This window comes from Rickettsiella endosymbiont of Litargus connexus (assembly GCF_964277335.1).
GTDB lineage: Bacteria > Pseudomonadota > Gammaproteobacteria > Diplorickettsiales > Diplorickettsiaceae > Aquirickettsiella > Aquirickettsiella isopodorum.
This window is the reverse complement of the sequence record NZ_OZ195516.1, coordinates 1,077,756-1,097,089: the sequence shown is the minus strand read 5'-3', so window position 1 is coordinate 1,097,089 and position 19,334 is coordinate 1,077,756. Positions and strand designations below refer to the sequence as shown.

Here is a 19,334-nt window from a genome sequence, read left to right as displayed (position 1 = left end):
CAGCTATAATGGGCACGATTTTTCTTTATTTATTCTGTTCTCTAACTAGGTGAACTTTAGATGGTAATTCGGACATCCCCAGCAACTGAGCAAACAAAAACCCCTTATTCGTTTACTGAAAAAAAACGTATTCGCAAAAATTTTGGTAAACAAGCAACCATAATGGAAGCGCCCTATTTATTAGCGACGCAAATTGAGTCTTATCAACGATTTTTACAAGTAGATACCTCACCAGATGCGCTGGAAGATGTAGGGCTTAATGCGGCTTTTAAATCTATATTTCCTATTTCTTCTTATTCGGGTGGTGAAGCCACACTGGAATATATTACTTACCGAATAGGGCAACCTCCTTTTGATGTTAAAGAATGTCAAGCACGTGGTTTAACGTATGGTGCTCCTTTACGTGTTAAAATGCGTCTGATCATTTATGATAAAGAGGCAGCGCCAGGCTCAACCAAGATCAAGTATATTAAAGAGCAAGAAGTGTACATGGGTGAGTTACCATTGATGACAGACACAGGAAGTTTTGTAATTAATGGAACCGATCGAGTAGTTGTTTCGCAGTTACATCGTTCACCCGGTGTATTTTTCGAGCACGATAAAGGCAAAACCCATTCTTCGGGTAAATTGTTGTATGCAGCGCGAATTATTCCTTATCGTGGTTCGTGGTTAGATTTTGAATTTGATCCTAAAGATAATTTATTTGTTCGTATTGATAGACGACGTAAATTAGCGGCTACCATACTTTTACGCGCCTTAGGATATACCTCAGAAGAAATATTAGAGTTATTTTTTAGTAATAATGTTTTTCATTTAAAAGGTGAAAATGCAGTTTTAGATTTAGTGCCTGAACGTTTGCGTGGTGAAATTGCGAGCTTTGATATTAAAGACGAAGCAGGCAAAATCATTATTGAGCAAGGTCGGCGTATTGCAGTTAGACAGATCCGTGAAATTGAAAAAGCTAAGATTAAACAATTAGAGTTACCGATTGGTTATTTGATAGGAAAAACACTGGCTAAGCCTATTATTAATGCAGAAACGGGTGAGATTCTATTTGAGGCAAATACAGAATTAACTGCAGACATAGTCAAAAAATTGATAGAAGCACAAGTAGAAAAAGTAGAAACCTTATATACCAACGACTTGGATTCAGGTGCTTATATTTCGACAACTTTACGTATTGATCCAAGTCATAGTCAGCAAGAAGCATTAGTTGAAATTTACCGCATGATGCGTCCAGGGGAGCCACCAACTAAAGAGGCGGCGGAAGCCTTGTTTAAAAATTTGTTTTTTGTTTTGGATCGTTACGATTTATCTGCCGTAGGACGGATGAAATTTAATCGACGTTTAGGTCGAGAAGAAATTACCGGGCCAGGCACCTTGACCAAAGATGATATTGTGGCTGTATTGCGTGCATTGATCGAAATACGCAATGGTAAAGGTGATGTGGATGATATCGATCATTTAGGCAATCGTCGTGTACGTAGTGTCGGTGAAATGGCCGAGAATCAATTCCGTATTGGTTTAGTGCGTGTTGAACGAGCAGTCAGAGATCGCTTAAGTGTGGCTGAGTCTGAAAACTTAATGCCACAAGATTTGATTAACGCTAAACCTATTTCAGCGGCTATCAAAGAATTTTTTGGATCCAGTCAGCTATCGCAGTTCATGGATCAAGTGAATCCTCTTTCCGAAATTACGCATAAGCGTCGGGTTTCTGCCTTAGGGCCCGGTGGTCTAACACGTGAGCGAGCTGGTTTTGAAGTTCGAGACGTGCATCCAACCCATTATGGCCGTGTTTGCCCGATTGAAACGCCTGAAGGTCCTAATATTGGTTTGATCAATTCCTTGGCGGTGTATGCTCGAACTAACCATTATGGATTTCTCGAGACACCATACCGTAAAGTTGAAAATGGCAAAGTAACCAAAGAGATTCAATATTTATCTGCCATTGAAGAAGGTAAATATGTTATTGCGCAGGCTAACACACGACTTGATGGTCATGGTAAGTTGATCGATGACTTAATTCCTTGCCGGCATCGTAATGAGTCGATGCTGACGACAGCGGATAAAGTCAATTACATGGATATTTCGCCTGCTCAAGTTGTTTCGGTGGCGGCCTCTTTGATTCCTTTCTTAGAGCATGACGATGCAAACCGTGCGTTGATGGGCTCGAACATGCAACGCCAAGCGGTACCTACCTTGCGCACAGAAAAACCTTTAGTGGGTACGGGTATGGAGCGCAAAGTAGCGGTTGACTCGGGTGTGGTAGTGGTGGCTAAACGGGGCGGTTTTATTGATTCAGTTGATGCAGGTCGTATTGTCGTGCGTGTTGACGATGAAGAAGCGACGGCTGGTACAGCAGGTGTTGATATTTACAATCTAACAAAATATACCCGCTCTAATCAAAATACTTGTATTAATCAACGACCTTTAGTAAAGAAAGGCGATCAGATTAAAAAAGGGGATGTGATGGCGGATGGCCCATCTACTGACTTAGGTGAATTAGCTTTAGGACGTAATTTGCTTGTCGCCTTTATGCCATGGAATGGTTATAACTTTGAAGATTCTATTTTAATTTCAGAGCGTGTTGTTTCTGAAGATCGTTTTACTACGATACATATCGAAGAATTAACCTGTATTGCACGAGACACTAAGTTAGGAACCGAAGAAGTGTCATCCGACATTCCCAATGTCGGGGAAAGTGCACTTTCTAAGTTAGATGAGTCGGGTATTGTCCATTTAGGTGCTTGGGTAGAGGCGGGTGACATATTGGTTGGAAAAGTGACGCCGAAAGGTGAAACACAATTAACGCCCGAAGAAAAACTATTACGCGCTATTTTTGGCGAAAAAGCGTCGGATGTAAAAGACAGTTCGCTACGTGTTCCTTCAGGAATGCGTGGTACGGTCATTGATGTTCAAGTATTTACGCGAGATGGTTTAGAAAAAGATAAACGCGCGTTAAGTATTGAAGAAACAGCTTTAGATAAAATTAAAAAAGATTTATATGACGAATTTAGAATTTTAGAAAATGATTGTTATCAGCGATTAGAAACTTTATTGGTGGGTGCGACAGCTAGCAGTGGGCCGAATAAATTAAAATCAGGCAGTAAAATTTCATTAGAATATTTGCAAAATCTGTCAAAAGATCAATGGTTTTCTGTCAGCTTACGTGATGAAGCGGCTAATCAGCAATTGGAAGCCGTTGCTAAACAGTTAGAAGCAGCACGTCTTGCCTTAGATGAAAAGTTTGAAAATAAACGAAAAAAGCTAACCCAAGGTGATGATTTGGCACCCGGCATACTCAAAATTGTTAAAGTGCATTTAGCCATCAAGCGTTGTATTCAGCCAGGTGACAAGATGGCCGGTCGGCATGGTAATAAAGGAGTTATTTCTACCATTATTCCTGTCGAAGATATGCCTTACATGGAAGATGGTACGCCGGTTGATATTGTTCTTAATCCTTTAGGTGTGCCATCACGTATGAACGTGGGTCAGGTGCTCGAAACGCATTTAGGTTGGGCAGCAAAAGGTTTAGGTATTAAAATTGCTAGCATGCTGGATGCACGAAAGAATATTAAAGAAATTAAACACTTTTTAGGATCTATTTACAACGATACTAAGGAAACAGCACAAAAAGTAGATTTAGACAAATTATCGGATGAGTCTGTTGTGGAGCTGGCGCAAAATTTACGTAATGGTGTGCCTATGGCGACCCCTGTTTTTGATGGTGTGATCGAAGCCGAAATTAAACGCATGTTACGTTTAGCCGATTTACCAGAATCAGGACAAACTACGCTCTATGATGGTAGAACCGGCGAACGTTTTGAACGGCCTGTTACGATTGGTTATATGTACATGCTTAAATTGAATCATTTAGTTGACGATAAGATGCATGCACGTTCTACCGGTTCTTATAGTTTAGTCACTCAACAACCGTTAGGTGGTAAAGCGCAATTTGGTGGTCAGCGATTTGGTGAAATGGAGGTTTGGGCATTGGAAGCTTATGGAGCAGCTTATACTTTACAAGAGATGTTAACCGTCAAATCGGATGATGTTGCCGGCCGAACGAAGATGTACAAAAACATTGTTGATGGCGACCATCAAATGGAAGCGGGTATGCCTGAATCATTTAACGTATTAGTCAAGGAAATACGCTCCTTGGCAATTAATGCAGAATTAGAAACCAAAGATTAATCTGAAGTGGAGAGTAACACCTTGGCTACTAAACCAAAAGCAGACACTATAAAGTCAGAGCTAGAGCATGCGACGACGACTGCATCCGAAAGGGCTAAAGCAGCCACGCCAGCACCTTCCGATCAAGTGAAGTCGGAGCCCGCTCAAGAAAGCTTGGCAAGCATGGCGGAAGCAATCGAGTCGAACTCAAACAACGAAAGAATTAAGGCACTTACGGATAAACCGTTGATGTCAGATTTATTAGGGATACTAAAGCAAGAAGATTATTTAGATGAGTTTGATAATATTCGTATTTCGTTAGCATCGCCGGAAATGATTCGCACCTGGTCTTATGGAGAAGTCAAAAAACCAGAGACCATTAATTACCGTACTTTCAAACCGGAAAGAGACGGATTGTTTTGTGCAAAAATCTTTGGACCGATTAAAGATTATGAGTGTTTATGTGGTAAGTACAAGCGGCTTAAACATCGCGGCGTGATTTGTGAAAAATGTGGTGTCGAAGTGGCATTGACGAAAGTACGACGTGAGCGTATGGGTCATGTCGAATTAGCCAGTCCAGTCGCCCATATTTGGTTTTTAAAGTCTTTACCTTCACGTATTGGCTTATTACTCGATATGACCTTACGCGATATAGAACGCGTTCTGTATTTTGAAGCATTTGTGGTCATAGAGCCCGGTATGACGACATTGGAACGGGGTCAACTTTTAACGGATGAGCAATACTTAGAGGCTATCGAGGAACATGGTGACGAATTTGATGCACGTATGGGTGCCGAAGCCATACAGCAATTATTGATTACTTTGGATTTGAAAGAAGAAATTAATACTTTGCGTGAAGAAATTCCTAATACCAGTTCAGAAACCAAATTAAAAAAATTTTCTAAACGTTTAAAGTTGCTGGAAGGATTTGATCAATCGGGCAATAAACCGGAATGGATGGTTTTAACCGTATTACCGGTATTACCACCTGATTTACGCCCTCTAGTCCCTTTAGATGGAGGACGCTTTGCAACGTCGGATCTCAATGATCTTTATCGTCGTGTGATCAATCGTAATAACCGTCTAAAGCGTTTATTAGATCTGAACGCACCGGATATTATTGTGCGTAACGAAAAACGTATGCTGCAAGAATCAGTTGATGCCTTATTAGATAATGGTCGACGTGGCCGTGCGATTACCGGTAGTAATAAACGACCATTAAAATCTTTGGCGGATATGATCAAGGGTAAGCAAGGTCGATTTAGACAAAACTTACTGGGTAAACGTGTCGATTATTCAGGTCGTTCGGTTATCGTCGTAGGTCCTACTTTAAAATTACATCAATGTGGTTTACCGAAAAAAATGGCTTTAGAGTTATTTAAGCCTTTTATTTTAAGTAAATTACAATTCCGTGGTTTAGCATCTACGATTAAAGCCGCTAAGAAAATGGTAGAAAATGAGTCACCAGAAGTTTGGGATATACTCGAAGATGTGATCCGTGAACACCCCGTCTTATTAAACCGAGCACCGACACTGCATCGTTTAGGTATTCAGGCATTTGAACCTATTTTAGTTGAAGGGAAAGCCATCCAATTACATCCTTTAGTCTGTACGGCTTATAACGCAGACTTTGATGGTGATCAAATGGCAGTGCATGTTCCGCTTACTATCGAAGCACAGTTAGAAGCGCGAACGTTGATGATGTCAACTAACAACATTTTATCCCCAGCGAACGGTGAGCCCATTATCCTTCCGACTCAGGATGTGGTTTTAGGACTTTATTATTTAACACGCGACAAAATTAATGCCAAAGGAGAAGGTTTAGTTTGTGCCGATATTAACGATGTACGTCAGTTGTATGATGCAGGTTATGCAGATTTACACGCCAAGATTAAAGTTAGAATAACGGAAGTACTATTCGATGCGAAAGGTGAACGTAACGAATCGGTTAAGCGGGTCGATACGACTGTTGGTAGAGCTTTGTTACGTGAAACACTACCTGATGGTTTACCTTTTGCTTTAATTAATAAAACGCTGAATAAAAAAGCGATATTAAGTCTTATCAACGAATGTTATCGACGTTTAGGATTGAAAGCGACGGTTATTTTCGCTGATAAATTGATGTATACCGGCTTTGGTTATGCCACACGTGCCGGTATTTCTGTTGGGATAGAAGATTTGATTATTCCTGAAAGTAAAGCCGCTATTATTTCAAGTGCTGAAACCGAAGTAAAAGAAATCGAAGCTCAATACGCATCGGGTTTAGTGACACAAGGCGAGCGTTACAACAAGGTGGTTGATATTTGGTCGCGTACGAATGACCAAGTGGCTAAAGCGATGATGGAAAAATTAGCCACTGAGAATGTAAAAGCGGCTGATGGCACGATCGTATCGCAAGAGTCATTTAATCCGGTGTATATGATGGCAGACTCAGGCGCTCGGGGTTCACCCGCACAGATGCGTCAGTTAGCCGGTATGCGAGGTTTGATGACTAAACCGGACGGCACCATTATTGAGACACCGATTACGGCTAACTTCCGTGAAGGTTTAGACGTATTACAATACTTTATTTCTACGCACGGTGCGCGTAAAGGTTTGGCCGATACCGCGCTTAAGACCGCTAATTCCGGTTATCTGACGCGTCGCTTGGTGGACGTAGCACAAGATATGGTCGTCACTGAAGATGATTGTGGAGCGACCTTGGGTATTGCTATTACTCCTCACGTTGAAGGGGGAGAAATTATGGTCCCGTTACGTGAGCGTGTATTAGGTCGTGTATTAGCTGAAGATGTCAGTTTACCAGGCAGTGACGATATTGTGGTGAGTAAAGGCACCTTATTAGATGAAGATTGGGTCAATATCTTAGAAGAACGTGCCGTGGATCAAGTGAATGTGCGTTCACCGATTACTTGTGAAGCTAAATATGGAATTTGCGCTGCCTGTTATGGTCGTGACTTGGCGCGTGGTCATTTAGTGGGTATTGGCGAATCAGTTGGTGTTATCGCTGCTCAATCGATAGGGGAGCCTGGTACACAGTTAACCATGCGTACCTTCCATATCGGTGGTGCAGCCTCACAGATTGCTTTAGCGAATCATATCCAAGTGAAGTCTAAAGGTCGTATTAAATTACATAATATCAAGCTCGTTAAACACAATGATGGTCACTATGTGACCGTCTCGCGTTCAGGTGAGTTAACGTTATTGGATCCTCAAGGTCGTGAAAGAGAGCGCTATAAATTGCCTTATGGTGCCACTATTAAAGTTTCTGACGGGACCGAAGTGGTTCCAGGCCAGTTAATTGCTCAATGGGATCCACATACGCATCCCGTGGTAACGGAAGTAGCCGGTTATGTTAAGTTTATTGACTTAATTGATGGTATTACGATGAATCGACAAACCGATGAGCTCACTGGTTTAACCAGTATTGTGGTCATGGATTCCAAGCAACGTGGATCAGGTGGTAAGGAATTGCGTCCTATGGTCCGACTGACCGATAAAGAAGGTAATGACCTGTTCTTACCGGGTACGCGTTTGCCTGCGCATTATTTCTTACCGATTAATGCTATTTTGAGCTTGGAAGATGGTGCGGCTGTGGGTGTGGGTGACATCGTGGCACGTATCCCACAAGAAACCTCAAAAACGCGTGATATTACGGGTGGTTTACCGCGAGTTGCAGACCTTTTTGAAGCACGTAAGCCTAAGGAGCCTGCTATTTTAGCGGAAATTTCCGGTATCATCAGTTTTGGTAAGGAAACGAAAGGTAAACGACGCTTAGTGATTACCGGCAATGACGGCGAAGCGTTTGAGGCGTTAATTCCTAAGTGGCGTCACGTAACGGTTTTTGAAGGTGAGCACGTAGAATGTGGTGAAATTGTTGCCGATGGACCTTTAAATCCACATGATATCTTACGTTTGCTAGGTATTAACGCACTGACTAATTATATCGTCAGTGAAGTGCAAGAAGTTTATCGCCTACAAGGTGTGAAAATCAATGATAAACATATTGAAGTCATCGTTCGTCAAATGTTGCGTAAAGTAAATATTCTTGATTCGGGTGAAAGCAGATTCTTAAAAGGTGAGCAATTGGAAGAATCCCGTCTCAAAGAAGAAAATAGAAAATTGGTTGCCGAAGATAAATTACCTGCACGCTTTGAAGCGGTTTTGTTAGGTATTACTAAAGCTTCTTTAGCGACAGACTCCTTTATCTCAGCGGCATCATTCCAAGAAACGACACGGGTATTAACCGAAGCAGCCGTTACTGGAAAACGCGATGAACTGAAAGGATTAAAAGAAAATGTGATTGTAGGTCGTTTAATACCCGCAGGGACAGGGTTTGCTTATCATGCCGAAGCGCGTCGTCAGCGAGCTGCTAATACATTGGCAAGACAGCAACGTTTAAATGCCACAGCAGCACCACAAATGACAGCGAGTGATGTAGAGCAAGCACTTAGCCAGGCGTTATCTGAACCTAAAGAGGATAAAAAATCATAACATCGAGACTGAAGATTTTAAGTGAAAGTGTTTAGTCCTTTTACGCTTTAAGAAAAGAATGCACTTAGGGTGCATTCTTTTGTATATTTTATCTTTACTTTTCTAGCACTTGCTCAACTATTCTAATTTTTTGAAATCAAGAATCTGTGTCTATTTTCATTTTTTTTTAATAATGCTATGTTTTAATTAAGTACTATTGATCAGAACATTGGTGTATTTATAAAAAGAAGCAAAGGTTCTTGTATGGCAACTGAAAAACCTAGTTTATATGATAATTTTACTCTCCGAGGAGAGTCATATAAAGCAGGGATGTTGTTGTTGATAAAATATTTAACTGAACAAGAATGGAAGCTAGGCAATAAATTTCCAGCTAGATTAGATTTTATTAGTGAACAAATTGAAAGACTTTATAAAAACTATGCGGATGATTTTAAAAAGGAAAAAATATTCTCTTTTAAAGCAGCAAATGAGAGTTTGAATAATAGATTACTTAAATCTTATATTTCAATACTGGATTTTCACACAACACTAGAAAACCCTTTTCAATCGTTGCTTCTTGCTGAACGTTATTCAGTGTGGTTAAAAGGACGTAGGCCTTTCGAGACGCAAGTGATTTTTCCAGTAAGAGAAAACGATACTAATCCAAAAAACTTAAACATAGTTTTGAGCGAAAAACCTCTTGTCGATCAGGAGTTATTGTTTCCAGAATATTCAGATAACGATACTCTCTGGTTTAAATCCTTGGCCACATGGCAGCAGAATTTTATTATAGGAAATCAAAAAAAACTAGTGGCTTGTTCTATTCCTTCTTCACTACGTAATGTGCCCGGTCTTGCTAATTTATCGTATCATGAATGTAAGATTAATAATGCGGTGGCTTTATCTTATTTTCGACATGCCGCTCAACTGCCTATTGATTTGCTTGAAAATAAAAATACTGACGATGAGCAATTTCGTTTAACGTGCTTAAATTTAGCTTCTCAGATTAGATTAAGCTTAAAAGAGAAATCTGATGTCCTTACCTCTACCTCTGAACTGGTTATTTTAAGTCAATCTATTTTGTCACCTGGAAAAATAGCCAGTGCTAAAGCTAAGTTTTTTAATAGAGCTAGCGATAATGACACACAAATATATGCACTCAAAGAAAGAGCAGTTAAACTTTTTCAATACGCTTTAGCAAATCCTGAAACGTCAATTGAGGATCTCAAAGTCAAAGCGCTTTTTTTTACTCAAAATGAGCAAAGTGAAAATCTATTCTATAAAGATTTTTTAAAAAAATGGGGATTGTTTGCCGAGGATAATAAGGCTTATCAATATAAGCCCATTAGGTTCACGTTATTATCAACCAATAATCCATTTAATGTATTACGTCATTTTGGAGCCTATCCTCTTCAGAATAAGCATAATGAATTCAATACAGCACTATTGCTAGGCGCTGTTGCACGTTATTTAAATCATTTATTTCGGCTAAAGCCTAAAATTAATCAACAAGACGAAAGAGTGGAAAGATGGCCTCAATTGATAGAATACATGAATCAATTCAATAAAGTTGAAAGTTTTAATTTTCAGTTAAGTCAATTGATAAAAGAGCTGAGTTTCTGCGAAAAAGTAGGAAAAATATCTGCTAATAGCAGAAAATCTTTAGTTAAGCTGCTTGAGAGTTTTTTTAATGAAGAGATTAAAAAAAATTTGGATGAAAATGTGTTCCAATTATTGCATGCTTTACACGCCCTATTATCCATTCCATGTGGGCAAGGTGTCTTAGCCAGTGATGAAAGGCATAAGCCACAGCTTAGAAGTTTTGCTGAGACAATGATTGTTAATTGCTTGGGAGGTGTTTCTTGGGTAGCTTGTAAGAGTGGGAAAGATCGTACGGGTGGCGCATCCATAGCAGTGGATGCGGCGGCGGTTTATTATCATCAGAATAAAAAATTTCCTCATTATCAGGATAATAAATCGGATAGAGGCAATTATTTAATCCTATTAGAAGAACTATTCAGGTCTAAACATCAGCAACACGTTGCGGCAGAAAATGCGCCCGGGGCTGAAGGCTTAGTTAAATCAACTTACTTTTTTCCTAGCGATTTAAAGCTAGATGTAGAAACAGTTCAATTAGAAACCAAACTAGCTCGCTTAAATAAGCCTAAAACAGTAAAAAATACACCTACGGAATTTTTTAATCTTCAAATTTTAAATGAAGATTTACAGGATGTAAAAGATAAGACAATCAATATGACATTGGGTACCAATGTCACAGAAGGTGATTGGGAGAGAAATTGGGACGTTTATTTTATCAATGGAAGAAGTGTTAGGGAGCTACGAAAGAATAAGAGGTTTGAAAGCAAACAGGATCTATCCCAATTTATTGAAACTCATCTGCTTGAGCAAATAGAAGACAAAGAGTTAAAAAAATATTATATCGCGCTGGTTCTCTACTCTTTTCATCAGGGAGGTTTTCCACATACTTTCTCTAAGTTAAGCATGCAATTAATTAATGAATGTTATCAGCAGCATAATCAGAATGCTATTATTGGACAACCGGATATGAGGATAAACTTTTCTTGGTCAAAGGATGGTAAAGGTATCCAAATTGAAGAGATTAATACCTATAAAGAAAAAAAATCTTTTGATACTTCGGATAACGAGGTCGTATTAGTCGAAAAAGGAGACTACTATTGTCAAACTTCTTCTTGCATTTCACTGAATCTTAGTAAAGTTAAAAACAATGGCTATAAATTAGCGGCCAGTATTCAAAGTGCCAATGTAAACTGTACAGAAGAGCTACTTAAACCCGTATTTTTTTTAAAAAAATCAAATTTATCAGAAGCTTTTATGCACTTATTGCAGTTATTCTTAGCAGCTATTAAACGCTATTTTGACAAGCTAGTTAAACTTGATCCTGTCCTAAATGAGCGCTGGTTATCTAAAGCTAATTCAGCATTTTTCCAAAAATCAACGGTCACTGCAGAGAGTGAGAAGAGAGAGCAGCAGTTTCATCTGCTGGACATGATTTCGCCTGATTTTTTTATAATAAATGACAGGATGAGGGTAGCATCAACGTAGGTTTTTTTGAGGAGTAGGACATCAGGTATGAGGCTCTGCGTGCAGCTAAGTACTTTGTGCGTAAGATGAGTTATAGGGGCAAACGATATGCTTTTATCACTTTTGTTTTTTATCCCTATTTGTAAAGATAAAAAGACTAGAAAAATACAAAAGTTTGTAGGAAAAATAAGCAGAGAAAGCGATGTCGACACTTGACATCTTAGAGCGGTCTCTTTACAATCTCGCCCCTCTTCGTTCGATGAAGAAAGATTTTTTTGAGCTTACTGTAACACCTAAAAAATTTAGTGTAAGAGCAAATAAAAGTTTGATTTGCACTAAAAAAGAAAGTATTCAGAGTAAATTTAAGCCACATTTTTGAGTAAAGAGATTACATGGCCACAATTAACCAGTTAGTACGAAAACCACGTGTCCAAAGACGCACTAAATCAATGGTGCCTGCGTTGGGTGAATGTCCCCAAAAACGCGGTGTTTGCACACGTGTTTATACGGTGACCCCTAAGAAGCCAAACTCGGCTTTGCGTAAGGTAGCGCGGGTTCGTTTAACCAACGGTATGGAGGTAACGACTTATATCGGTGGTGAAGGCCATAATCTTCAGGAGCACTCGGTTATTCTGATGCGCGGCGGGCGAGTAAAAGACTTGCCTGGTGTTCGGTATCACGTAGTGCGGGGTGCTTTAGACACTTCCGGTGTATCGGGCCGAAAGCAAGGGCGTTCTAAATATGGGGCTAAAAGGCCTAAAGATAAATAAATTAAATAGCTAGGAATTTGAGTTATGCCAAGAAGACGTGTTGCTGCTAAAAGGGTTATTCTCCCTGATCCTAAATTTAAAAGTGAGTTATTGAGTAAGTTTATTAACTCAGTGATGAAAAATGGGAAAAAAGCGGTTTCAGAAAAAATCGTTTATGGTGCTTTAGAGCGACTGGATGCTCGGTTAAAAGATAAATCTAAAAAAGTAGAGAGAGATGAACAAGAGGGTGTAGAAGGTAGTGCTGGTAAACAAGGTTTTGATGCCGGTGCGTTACTTGATATATTTGATCAGGCTTTAGATAATATCCGACCGAATGTAGAAGTGAGAGCAAGGCGTGTGGGTGGCTCAACCTATCAGATTCCAGTAGAAGTCCGCCCTTCTCGACGTACAGCCTTAGCGATGCGCTGGCTTAAGGTAGCAGCGAGCCAACGTAGTGAAAAAACCATGGCACAACGCTTGTCCGCTGAAATTTTGGATGCTTATGACAATAAAGGCATCGCAGTGAAAAAAAGAGAAGATACGCACCGTATGGCGAAAGCTAACCAAGCTTTCGCTCATTTTAGGTTCGGTTGATTTTAAAAAATTTATAAAGGTACTGAGTGTGGATCGACAAACGCCCATAGAACGCTATCGAAATATCGGTATTATTGCCCATATTGATGCGGGGAAGACAACAACAACAGAGCGTATTTTGTTTTATACTGGCGTATCCCATAAACTGGGTGAGGTCCATGAAGGGACTGCCATTATGGATTGGATGGCTCAAGAACAAGAACGTGGTATTACGATTACCTCAGCAGCCACCACCTGTTTTTGGGATGGTATGGCACATCAATTTCCTCAGCATCGTATCAATATCATTGATACGCCTGGGCACGTCGATTTTACTATTGAAGTGGAACGTTCGCTGCGCGTGCTGGATGGGGCTTGTGTCGTCTTTTGTGCTGTGAGTGGTGTGGAACCACAATCTGAAACGGTATGGCGCCAAGCAAATAAATATCAAGTACCACGCCTTGCTTTTGTGAATAAGATGGATAGGGCGGGTGCTAATTTTTTGCGTGTAGTCGATCAAATAGCCAAACGTTTAGGTGGACGTCCGATTCCTATTCATATTCCAATAGGTGCGGAAGAGAATTTTGAAGGCGTCGTCGATTTGGTGCAAATGAAAGCTATTTACTGGGACGAGAGTACGCAAGGTATGCGTTTTGAATATCGAGATATTCCTGAGGCTTTAAAAGCTGAATGTGAAGCTTGGCATGAAAAGCTAATTGAAGCGGTGGCTGAAGCTTCTGAAGAGATGACAGAGCGTTATCTCAATGGCGAAAAATTTAGTATCGACGAAATCAAGCAGGCTATCCGTATATTGACTTTAGATAACAAGATTGTACCGGTATTGTGTGGGTCTGCCTTTAAGAATAAGGGCGTACAGGCGATGTTGGATGCTGTTATTGAATATCTGCCGGCGCCTAATGATGTTGCCGCTATTAAAGGGGTGCTCGATGATGCGGGCCAAACGGTTGCTGAAAGGCCGCCTGTTGATGATGCGCCTTTTGCTGCGCTTGCTTTTAAAATCGCTACTGATCCTTTTGTAGGATCATTGGTGTATTTTCGAGTTTATTCCGGTGTTGTCAAGAGTGGCGATAGTGTTTATAACCCCGTTAAAAGCAAAAAAGAGCGTATAGGGCGTATTGTGCAAATGCACGCTAATACTCGTGAAGAAATAAAAGAAGTCAGGGCAGGTGATATTGCTGCCGCGGTGGGCCTGAAGTATACCACCACCGGTGATACGCTTTCAGATCCGAACAATATTATTACGTTAGAGCGCATGGAGTTTCCTGAGCCCGTGATCTCGGTTGCGGTAGAGCCTAAAACCAAGGCTGATCAAGAGAAAATGTCAATAGCGTTGAGCAAGTTAGCCCAGGAAGATCCTTCTTTTCGTGTACGAGTTGATGAAGAATCAGGTCAGACCATTATTTCTGGTATGGGTGAGCTGCATTTAGAGATTATTGTTGATCGAATGAAGCGAGAATTTAGTGTCGAAGCCAATGTGGGTAAACCACAAGTCGCTTATCGAGAAACGATACGTAAAGCCGTCGAGCAAGAAGGAAAGTTTGTCCGTCAAAGTGGTGGTCGTGGTCAATATGGTCATGTATGGATAAAGTTAGAGCCATTAGAAGCCGGTAAAGGTTATGAATTCAAAAATGCTATAGTCGGTGGCGTTATTCCTAGAGAATATATTCCAGCTGTTGATAAAGGAATAAAAGAACAATTAGAAAATGGTGTGATAGCGGGTTATCCCGTTGTCGATGTGAAAGTAACGCTTTTCGATGGGACTTATCATGATGTTGATTCCAGTGAAATGGCTTTCAAAATTGCGGGCTCCATGGCTTTTAAAGAAGGTGCCCGGAAAGCAGCGCCCGTATTATTAGAGCCGATTATGAAAGTTGAAGTAGTAACACCCGAAGACTACATGGGTGATGTCATGGGTGATCTGAATCGTCGTCGTGGTATTTTGCAAGGTATGGAAGATTTGCCTGCCGGCGGTGGAAAAATGATACGTGCTGAGGTGCCACTTTCAGAAATGTTTGGTTATGCCACAGATCTACGTTCAGCAACTCAAGGACGTGCTACTTATACGATGGAGTTTGGTAAATATAACGAGGCTCCCGCAAATGTTGCGGATGGTATTATTCGTAAAAAAGATGATAGTAATTAATAGATATTGAGGTAAAAATTATGGCCATTGGAAAATTTGAACGAAATAAGCCCCACTTAAACGTGGGAACTATAGGCCACGTTGATCATGGTAAGACAACATTGACGGCAGCGATTACCAAATGTATGGCAGATAAGTTTGGCGGTGAAGCAGTTGCGTTTGATAAAATTGATAAAGCGCCAGAAGAAAAAGCCCGTGGTATCACTATTTCGACCTCACATGTCGAGTATGAAAGCGATAAGCGCCACTATGCACATGTTGATTGTCCCGGTCACGCCGATTATGTCAAAAACATGATTACCGGTGCGGCACAAATGGACGGTGCGATACTTGTGGTGAGTGCAGCCGATGGCCCTATGCCACAGACACGTGAACACATACTGTTAGCGCGCCAAGTAGGTGTACCTAATATCGTTGTGTTTATGAATAAATGCGACATGGTAGATGATGCAGAATTATTAGATTTAGTGGAAATGGAAATCAGAGAATTACTTTCTAAATATGAATTTCCTGGTGATGATATTCCAGTTATTCGTGGATCGGCTAAAAAAGCCATAGAAGGTGATTGTGAAGGGGGTGGTGTTTATGCCTTGGTTAAGGCAATGGATGACTATTTCCCTGAACCTGTTCGTGATACCGAAAAACCTTTCTTAATGCCTATCGAAGATGTCTTTACTATTTCAGGTCGTGGTACGGTAGTAACTGGCCGTGTAGAACGCGGAATTGTTAAAGTGGGTGATGCGGTGCAAGTGGTTGGTTTAAGAGCGGTACAAGATACAGCAGTAACGGGTGTGGAAATGTTCCGTAAGTTGCTTGATCAAGGTGAAGCAGGCGACAACATAGGTGCGTTGATCCGAGGATTAAAACGTGAAGATGTGGAACGCGGACAAGTATTGGCTAAGCCAGGTACAGTAGAAGCTTGGACTGAATTTGAAGCGGAAATTTATGTGCTGACGAAGGAAGAGGGTGGTCGTCACACGGCATTCATGAATAATTATAAACCACAATTTTATTTCAGAACGACTGATGTTACTGGAACGATTAAGCTTCCCGAAGGATCTGAAATGGTTATGCCGGGTGATAACGTTAAGATAACAGTGACGCTGATGAATGAATATGGTGTTGCCATGGAAAAAGGCTTACGTTTCGCCATTCGTGAAGGTGGTAAAACCGTAGGGTCGGGTGTTGTTTCTAATCTCCTTAAAAAAGGTAAAAAGGCCTAAAGGTCAGTAGGTAGTGTTATGTCTTTACAAAGTCAAGATTTTCGTATTGTGTTACATGCGTTTGATCATCGTTTAATTGATAAGGCAACAGAGAAGATTGTAAGTTCATTAAAACGTACCGGTGCAATCATTTGTCCTATCCCTTTACCGACAAAGATTAAGAAGTTAACGATTAATACTTCGCCGCATGTTGATAAAGACGCTCGTGATCAATATGAAATACGTACACATAAACGTTTAATAGATGTTTACGCTTCAACTGATAAAACAGCAGATGCGCTTAAGCGTCTGGATGATTTACCTTCTGAGGTTAGTATCGAACTACGAACCATGAGTGATAAAAAAGAAAAGAGCGACAAAAAAGATAAGTAATTTGATTAAAAATGCTAATTCAGTGAAGGTATTTAGTTATGACAATGGGTTTAATAGGTCGAAAATGTGGTATGACGCAGATATATGCTGAAAATGGCGCAGCGATACCTGTCACACTCATTGAAATACTACCTAATCGTGTGGTTCAAATTAAAACTAAAGAACGCGATGGATATGAATCTGTTCAAGTAACCACCGATAAAAAATCTTCTTCGCGTCTCAATAAGCCTGAAGCAGGTCATTTTGCTAAGGCAAATGTTGAGCCTGGAAAAGGTCTTTGGGAGTTTCAATTAAATGATGAGGATAGTGAATTTATTAAAGATTTATCATTAGGAAAAGAAATTACCGTTGATAAATTATTTAAATTAGGTGCGTGGGTAGATGTAACAGGGACTAATAAAGGTAAAGGATTTGCCGGCGTTGTTAAGCGGCATCACTTTGCTACGCAAGATGCTACGCATGGTAACTCGCTTTCACATCGTGCGCCCGGTTCTATAGGTCAACGTCAATCACCGGGTCGAGTATTTAAAGGAAAAAAAATGTGCGGGCAGTTAGGGAATCATCGCTGTACGATTCAATCTTTAGAAGTGGTTAAGGTCGATTCTGAAAGGCATTTGCTGCATATAAAAGGAGCGGTACCAGGTGCACCTGGTGGACAGGTTATTGTTAAACCTGCGGTAAGAAAAAAGAATAAACGAAACAAAGGTTGATCTCATAGTAGAGATTACTGAAATATAAATTTTTGGAATGGTGTTATGCAAGTGGCTTTAGTAACAAAAAATGGCTCAAATCAAGAACTGCAGTTGTCAGAAGCTGTTTTTGGATGTCGTTTTAACGAACCTTTAATTCATCAAGTGGTCACTGCTTATTTAGCAGGAGGACGGCAAGGTACACGTGCGCAGAAAAATCGCGCTGCAGTGAGTGGTGGCGGAAAGAAACCTTGGAAACAAAAAGGTATGGGGCGCGCAAGAGCAGGTACTATTCGCAGCCCATTGTGGCGTAGTGGTGGAGTTACTTTCGCAGCAAGTACGCAAGACTTTTCGCAAAAAGTAAATAAAAAAATGTATCGTGCTGCGATGCGATCGATTTGTTCAGAATTATTACGCCAAGACCGGTTTGTCGTTTTGGAATCCTTTGAACTTGAAAAAGCTAAAACACGTGATTTACTGGCTAAACTCCAAGAACTCAAAATTAACCAAAAAGTGCTGATTGTTCTTGAAGAAATTAATGAAAATATTTATTTAGCGGCAAGAAATTTACATAAGATTGAATTAACCGATGTAGAAGCTATCCATCCTGTTAACTTAATTCATTATGAAAAGATATTAATTACTGCGCCTGCTTTAAAACAAATTGAGGAGCTATTAGCATGATGAATATTGCCTTAACTCAGCAGTTGCGCCGGTTTAAAATTATTGAAAGACCACATTTGTCGGAAAAGTCTACCATGCTAGCGGATAAGCATCGTCAATTTGTATTTAAAGTATTAAAAAATGCGAATAAATCAGAAATCAAACAAGCAGTAGAATCTCTGTTTAATGTTAAAGTAAATGCTATTCAACTCTTGAATGTAAAGCCTAAAGATCGGCGCTTTAAGCAAGTTGAAGGTCAATTAAAAGGTTGGAAAAAAGCGTATGTAAGCTTGAAAGCGGGTTACGACATTGATTTTACCGGAACAAAATAGAGAGAAATAAGTATTATGCCTAGTAAAAAAGCAAATCCTACCTCGCCAGGTCGACGTTTTGTCGTTGAGGTCTCCAAAGTAGGTCTACATAAAGGTAAACCGCATAGTCGTTTATTGGCTCCAAAACCTAAAAAAGGTGGGCGTAATAATCAAGGGAGAATTACAACACGTCATCAAGGTGGAGGTCATAAGCAGCAGTATCGTTTGGTTGACTTCAAACGTGACAAAGAAGGAATCACTGGCCGCGCTGAAAGGATAGAGTACGACCCAAACCGTACCGCTCACATCGCTTTAATAGTGTATCCGGATGGTGAACGACGTTATATTTTGGCACCGAATGATTTTAAAGTGGGCATGGAAGTGACAGCGGGTCCAGAAGCCTTGATACGTTCTGGCAATTCTCTTCCTTTGCGTAATATTCCTGTTGGAACAGTATTACATGCCATTGAACTGAAGCCTGGTAAAGGAGCTCAGTTAGCACGCAGTGCGGGCGCGTATGTACAGCTGATTGCACGAGAAGGAGATTATGCTACTATACGGCTGCGATCAGGTGAGCTGAGAAAAATACCGGTTGAATGTAAAGCGAGCATAGGTGTTGTTAGTAATAATGATCATAATCTGCGTTCTTTAGGAAAGGCAGGGGCATCCCGTTGGCGTGGAATTCGTCCTACCGTCAGAGGTGTGGCGATGAACCCTGTCGATCATCCACATGGTGGTGGTGAAGGTAAAACTTCAGGTGGACGACATCCTGTCAGTCCTTGGGGGCTTCCAACCAAGGGTTATAAGACTCGTCGAAATAAACGCAATGCAAAAATGATCGTACAACGACGCAAAAAGAAATAATTTAATTTAATGAGGTGATA

General features: G+C 40.4%; 12 protein-coding genes. All 12 read left to right on the top strand.

Going from position 1 to position 19,334, the window contains the following annotated elements; all coding sequences use genetic code 11:
- The first annotated feature begins 60 nt into the window (after window positions 1-60).
- A complete protein-coding gene (gene rpoB, locus ACICP9_RS04830; protein ID WP_395497220.1) occupies window positions 61-4,194 on the top strand; it encodes a DNA-directed RNA polymerase subunit beta in 4,134 nt (1,377 codons plus the stop codon).
- Window positions 4,195-4,422: 228 nt separating this feature from the next.
- Complete coding sequence (gene rpoC, locus ACICP9_RS04825; protein ID WP_395498927.1) at window positions 4,423-8,664, top strand: DNA-directed RNA polymerase subunit beta'; 4,242 nt, start codon at window positions 4,423-4,425, stop codon at window positions 8,662-8,664.
- A gap of 243 nt (window positions 8,665-8,907) precedes the next feature.
- Entirely contained in the window at window positions 8,908-11,727 is a 2,820-nt protein-coding gene (locus ACICP9_RS04820; RefSeq protein ID WP_395497218.1) for a hypothetical protein, read from the top strand.
- Window positions 11,728-12,098: 371 nt separating this feature from the next.
- Window positions 12,099-12,476 (top strand): 30S ribosomal protein S12, encoded by a 378-nt coding sequence (rpsL, locus tag ACICP9_RS04815; protein ID WP_071662579.1) that lies wholly within the window; start codon window positions 12,099-12,101, stop codon window positions 12,474-12,476.
- A gap of 24 nt (window positions 12,477-12,500) precedes the next feature.
- Entirely contained in the window at window positions 12,501-13,049 is a 549-nt protein-coding gene (gene rpsG, locus ACICP9_RS04810; protein ID WP_395497216.1) for a 30S ribosomal protein S7, read from the top strand.
- Window positions 13,050-13,071: 22 nt separating this feature from the next.
- Window positions 13,072-15,192 (top strand): elongation factor G, encoded by a 2,121-nt coding sequence (fusA, locus tag ACICP9_RS04805; protein WP_395498925.1) that lies wholly within the window; start codon window positions 13,072-13,074, stop codon window positions 15,190-15,192.
- Between the two features lie 20 nt (window positions 15,193-15,212).
- The gene (tuf, locus tag ACICP9_RS04800; protein WP_071662576.1) at window positions 15,213-16,415 is read left to right on the top strand and encodes an elongation factor Tu; all 1,203 of its coding nucleotides are present in this window, start codon (window positions 15,213-15,215) and stop codon (window positions 16,413-16,415) included.
- An 18-nt stretch (window positions 16,416-16,433) separates the two neighbouring features.
- Entirely contained in the window at window positions 16,434-16,787 is a 354-nt protein-coding gene (gene rpsJ / locus ACICP9_RS04795) for a 30S ribosomal protein S10 (protein ID WP_071662575.1), read from the top strand.
- A 38-nt stretch (window positions 16,788-16,825) separates the two neighbouring features.
- A complete protein-coding gene (gene rplC / locus ACICP9_RS04790; protein ID WP_395497213.1) occupies window positions 16,826-17,497 on the top strand; it encodes a 50S ribosomal protein L3 in 672 nt (223 codons plus the stop codon).
- A gap of 51 nt (window positions 17,498-17,548) precedes the next feature.
- On the top strand, window positions 17,549-18,160 hold the full coding sequence (gene rplD, locus ACICP9_RS04785) for a 50S ribosomal protein L4 (RefSeq protein ID WP_245756797.1): 612 nt from the start codon (window positions 17,549-17,551) through the stop codon (window positions 18,158-18,160).
- Window positions 18,157-18,471, top strand: a complete 315-nt coding sequence (gene rplW, locus ACICP9_RS04780; protein WP_084028736.1) for a 50S ribosomal protein L23 — start codon at window positions 18,157-18,159, stop codon at window positions 18,469-18,471. The genes rplD and rplW overlap by 4 nt, the downstream gene beginning before the upstream one ends.
- Before the next feature lie 15 nt (window positions 18,472-18,486).
- The gene (rplB, locus tag ACICP9_RS04775; RefSeq protein ID WP_395497211.1) at window positions 18,487-19,314 is read left to right on the top strand and encodes a 50S ribosomal protein L2; all 828 of its coding nucleotides are present in this window, start codon (window positions 18,487-18,489) and stop codon (window positions 19,312-19,314) included.
- Window positions 19,315-19,334: the final 20 nt, after the last annotated feature.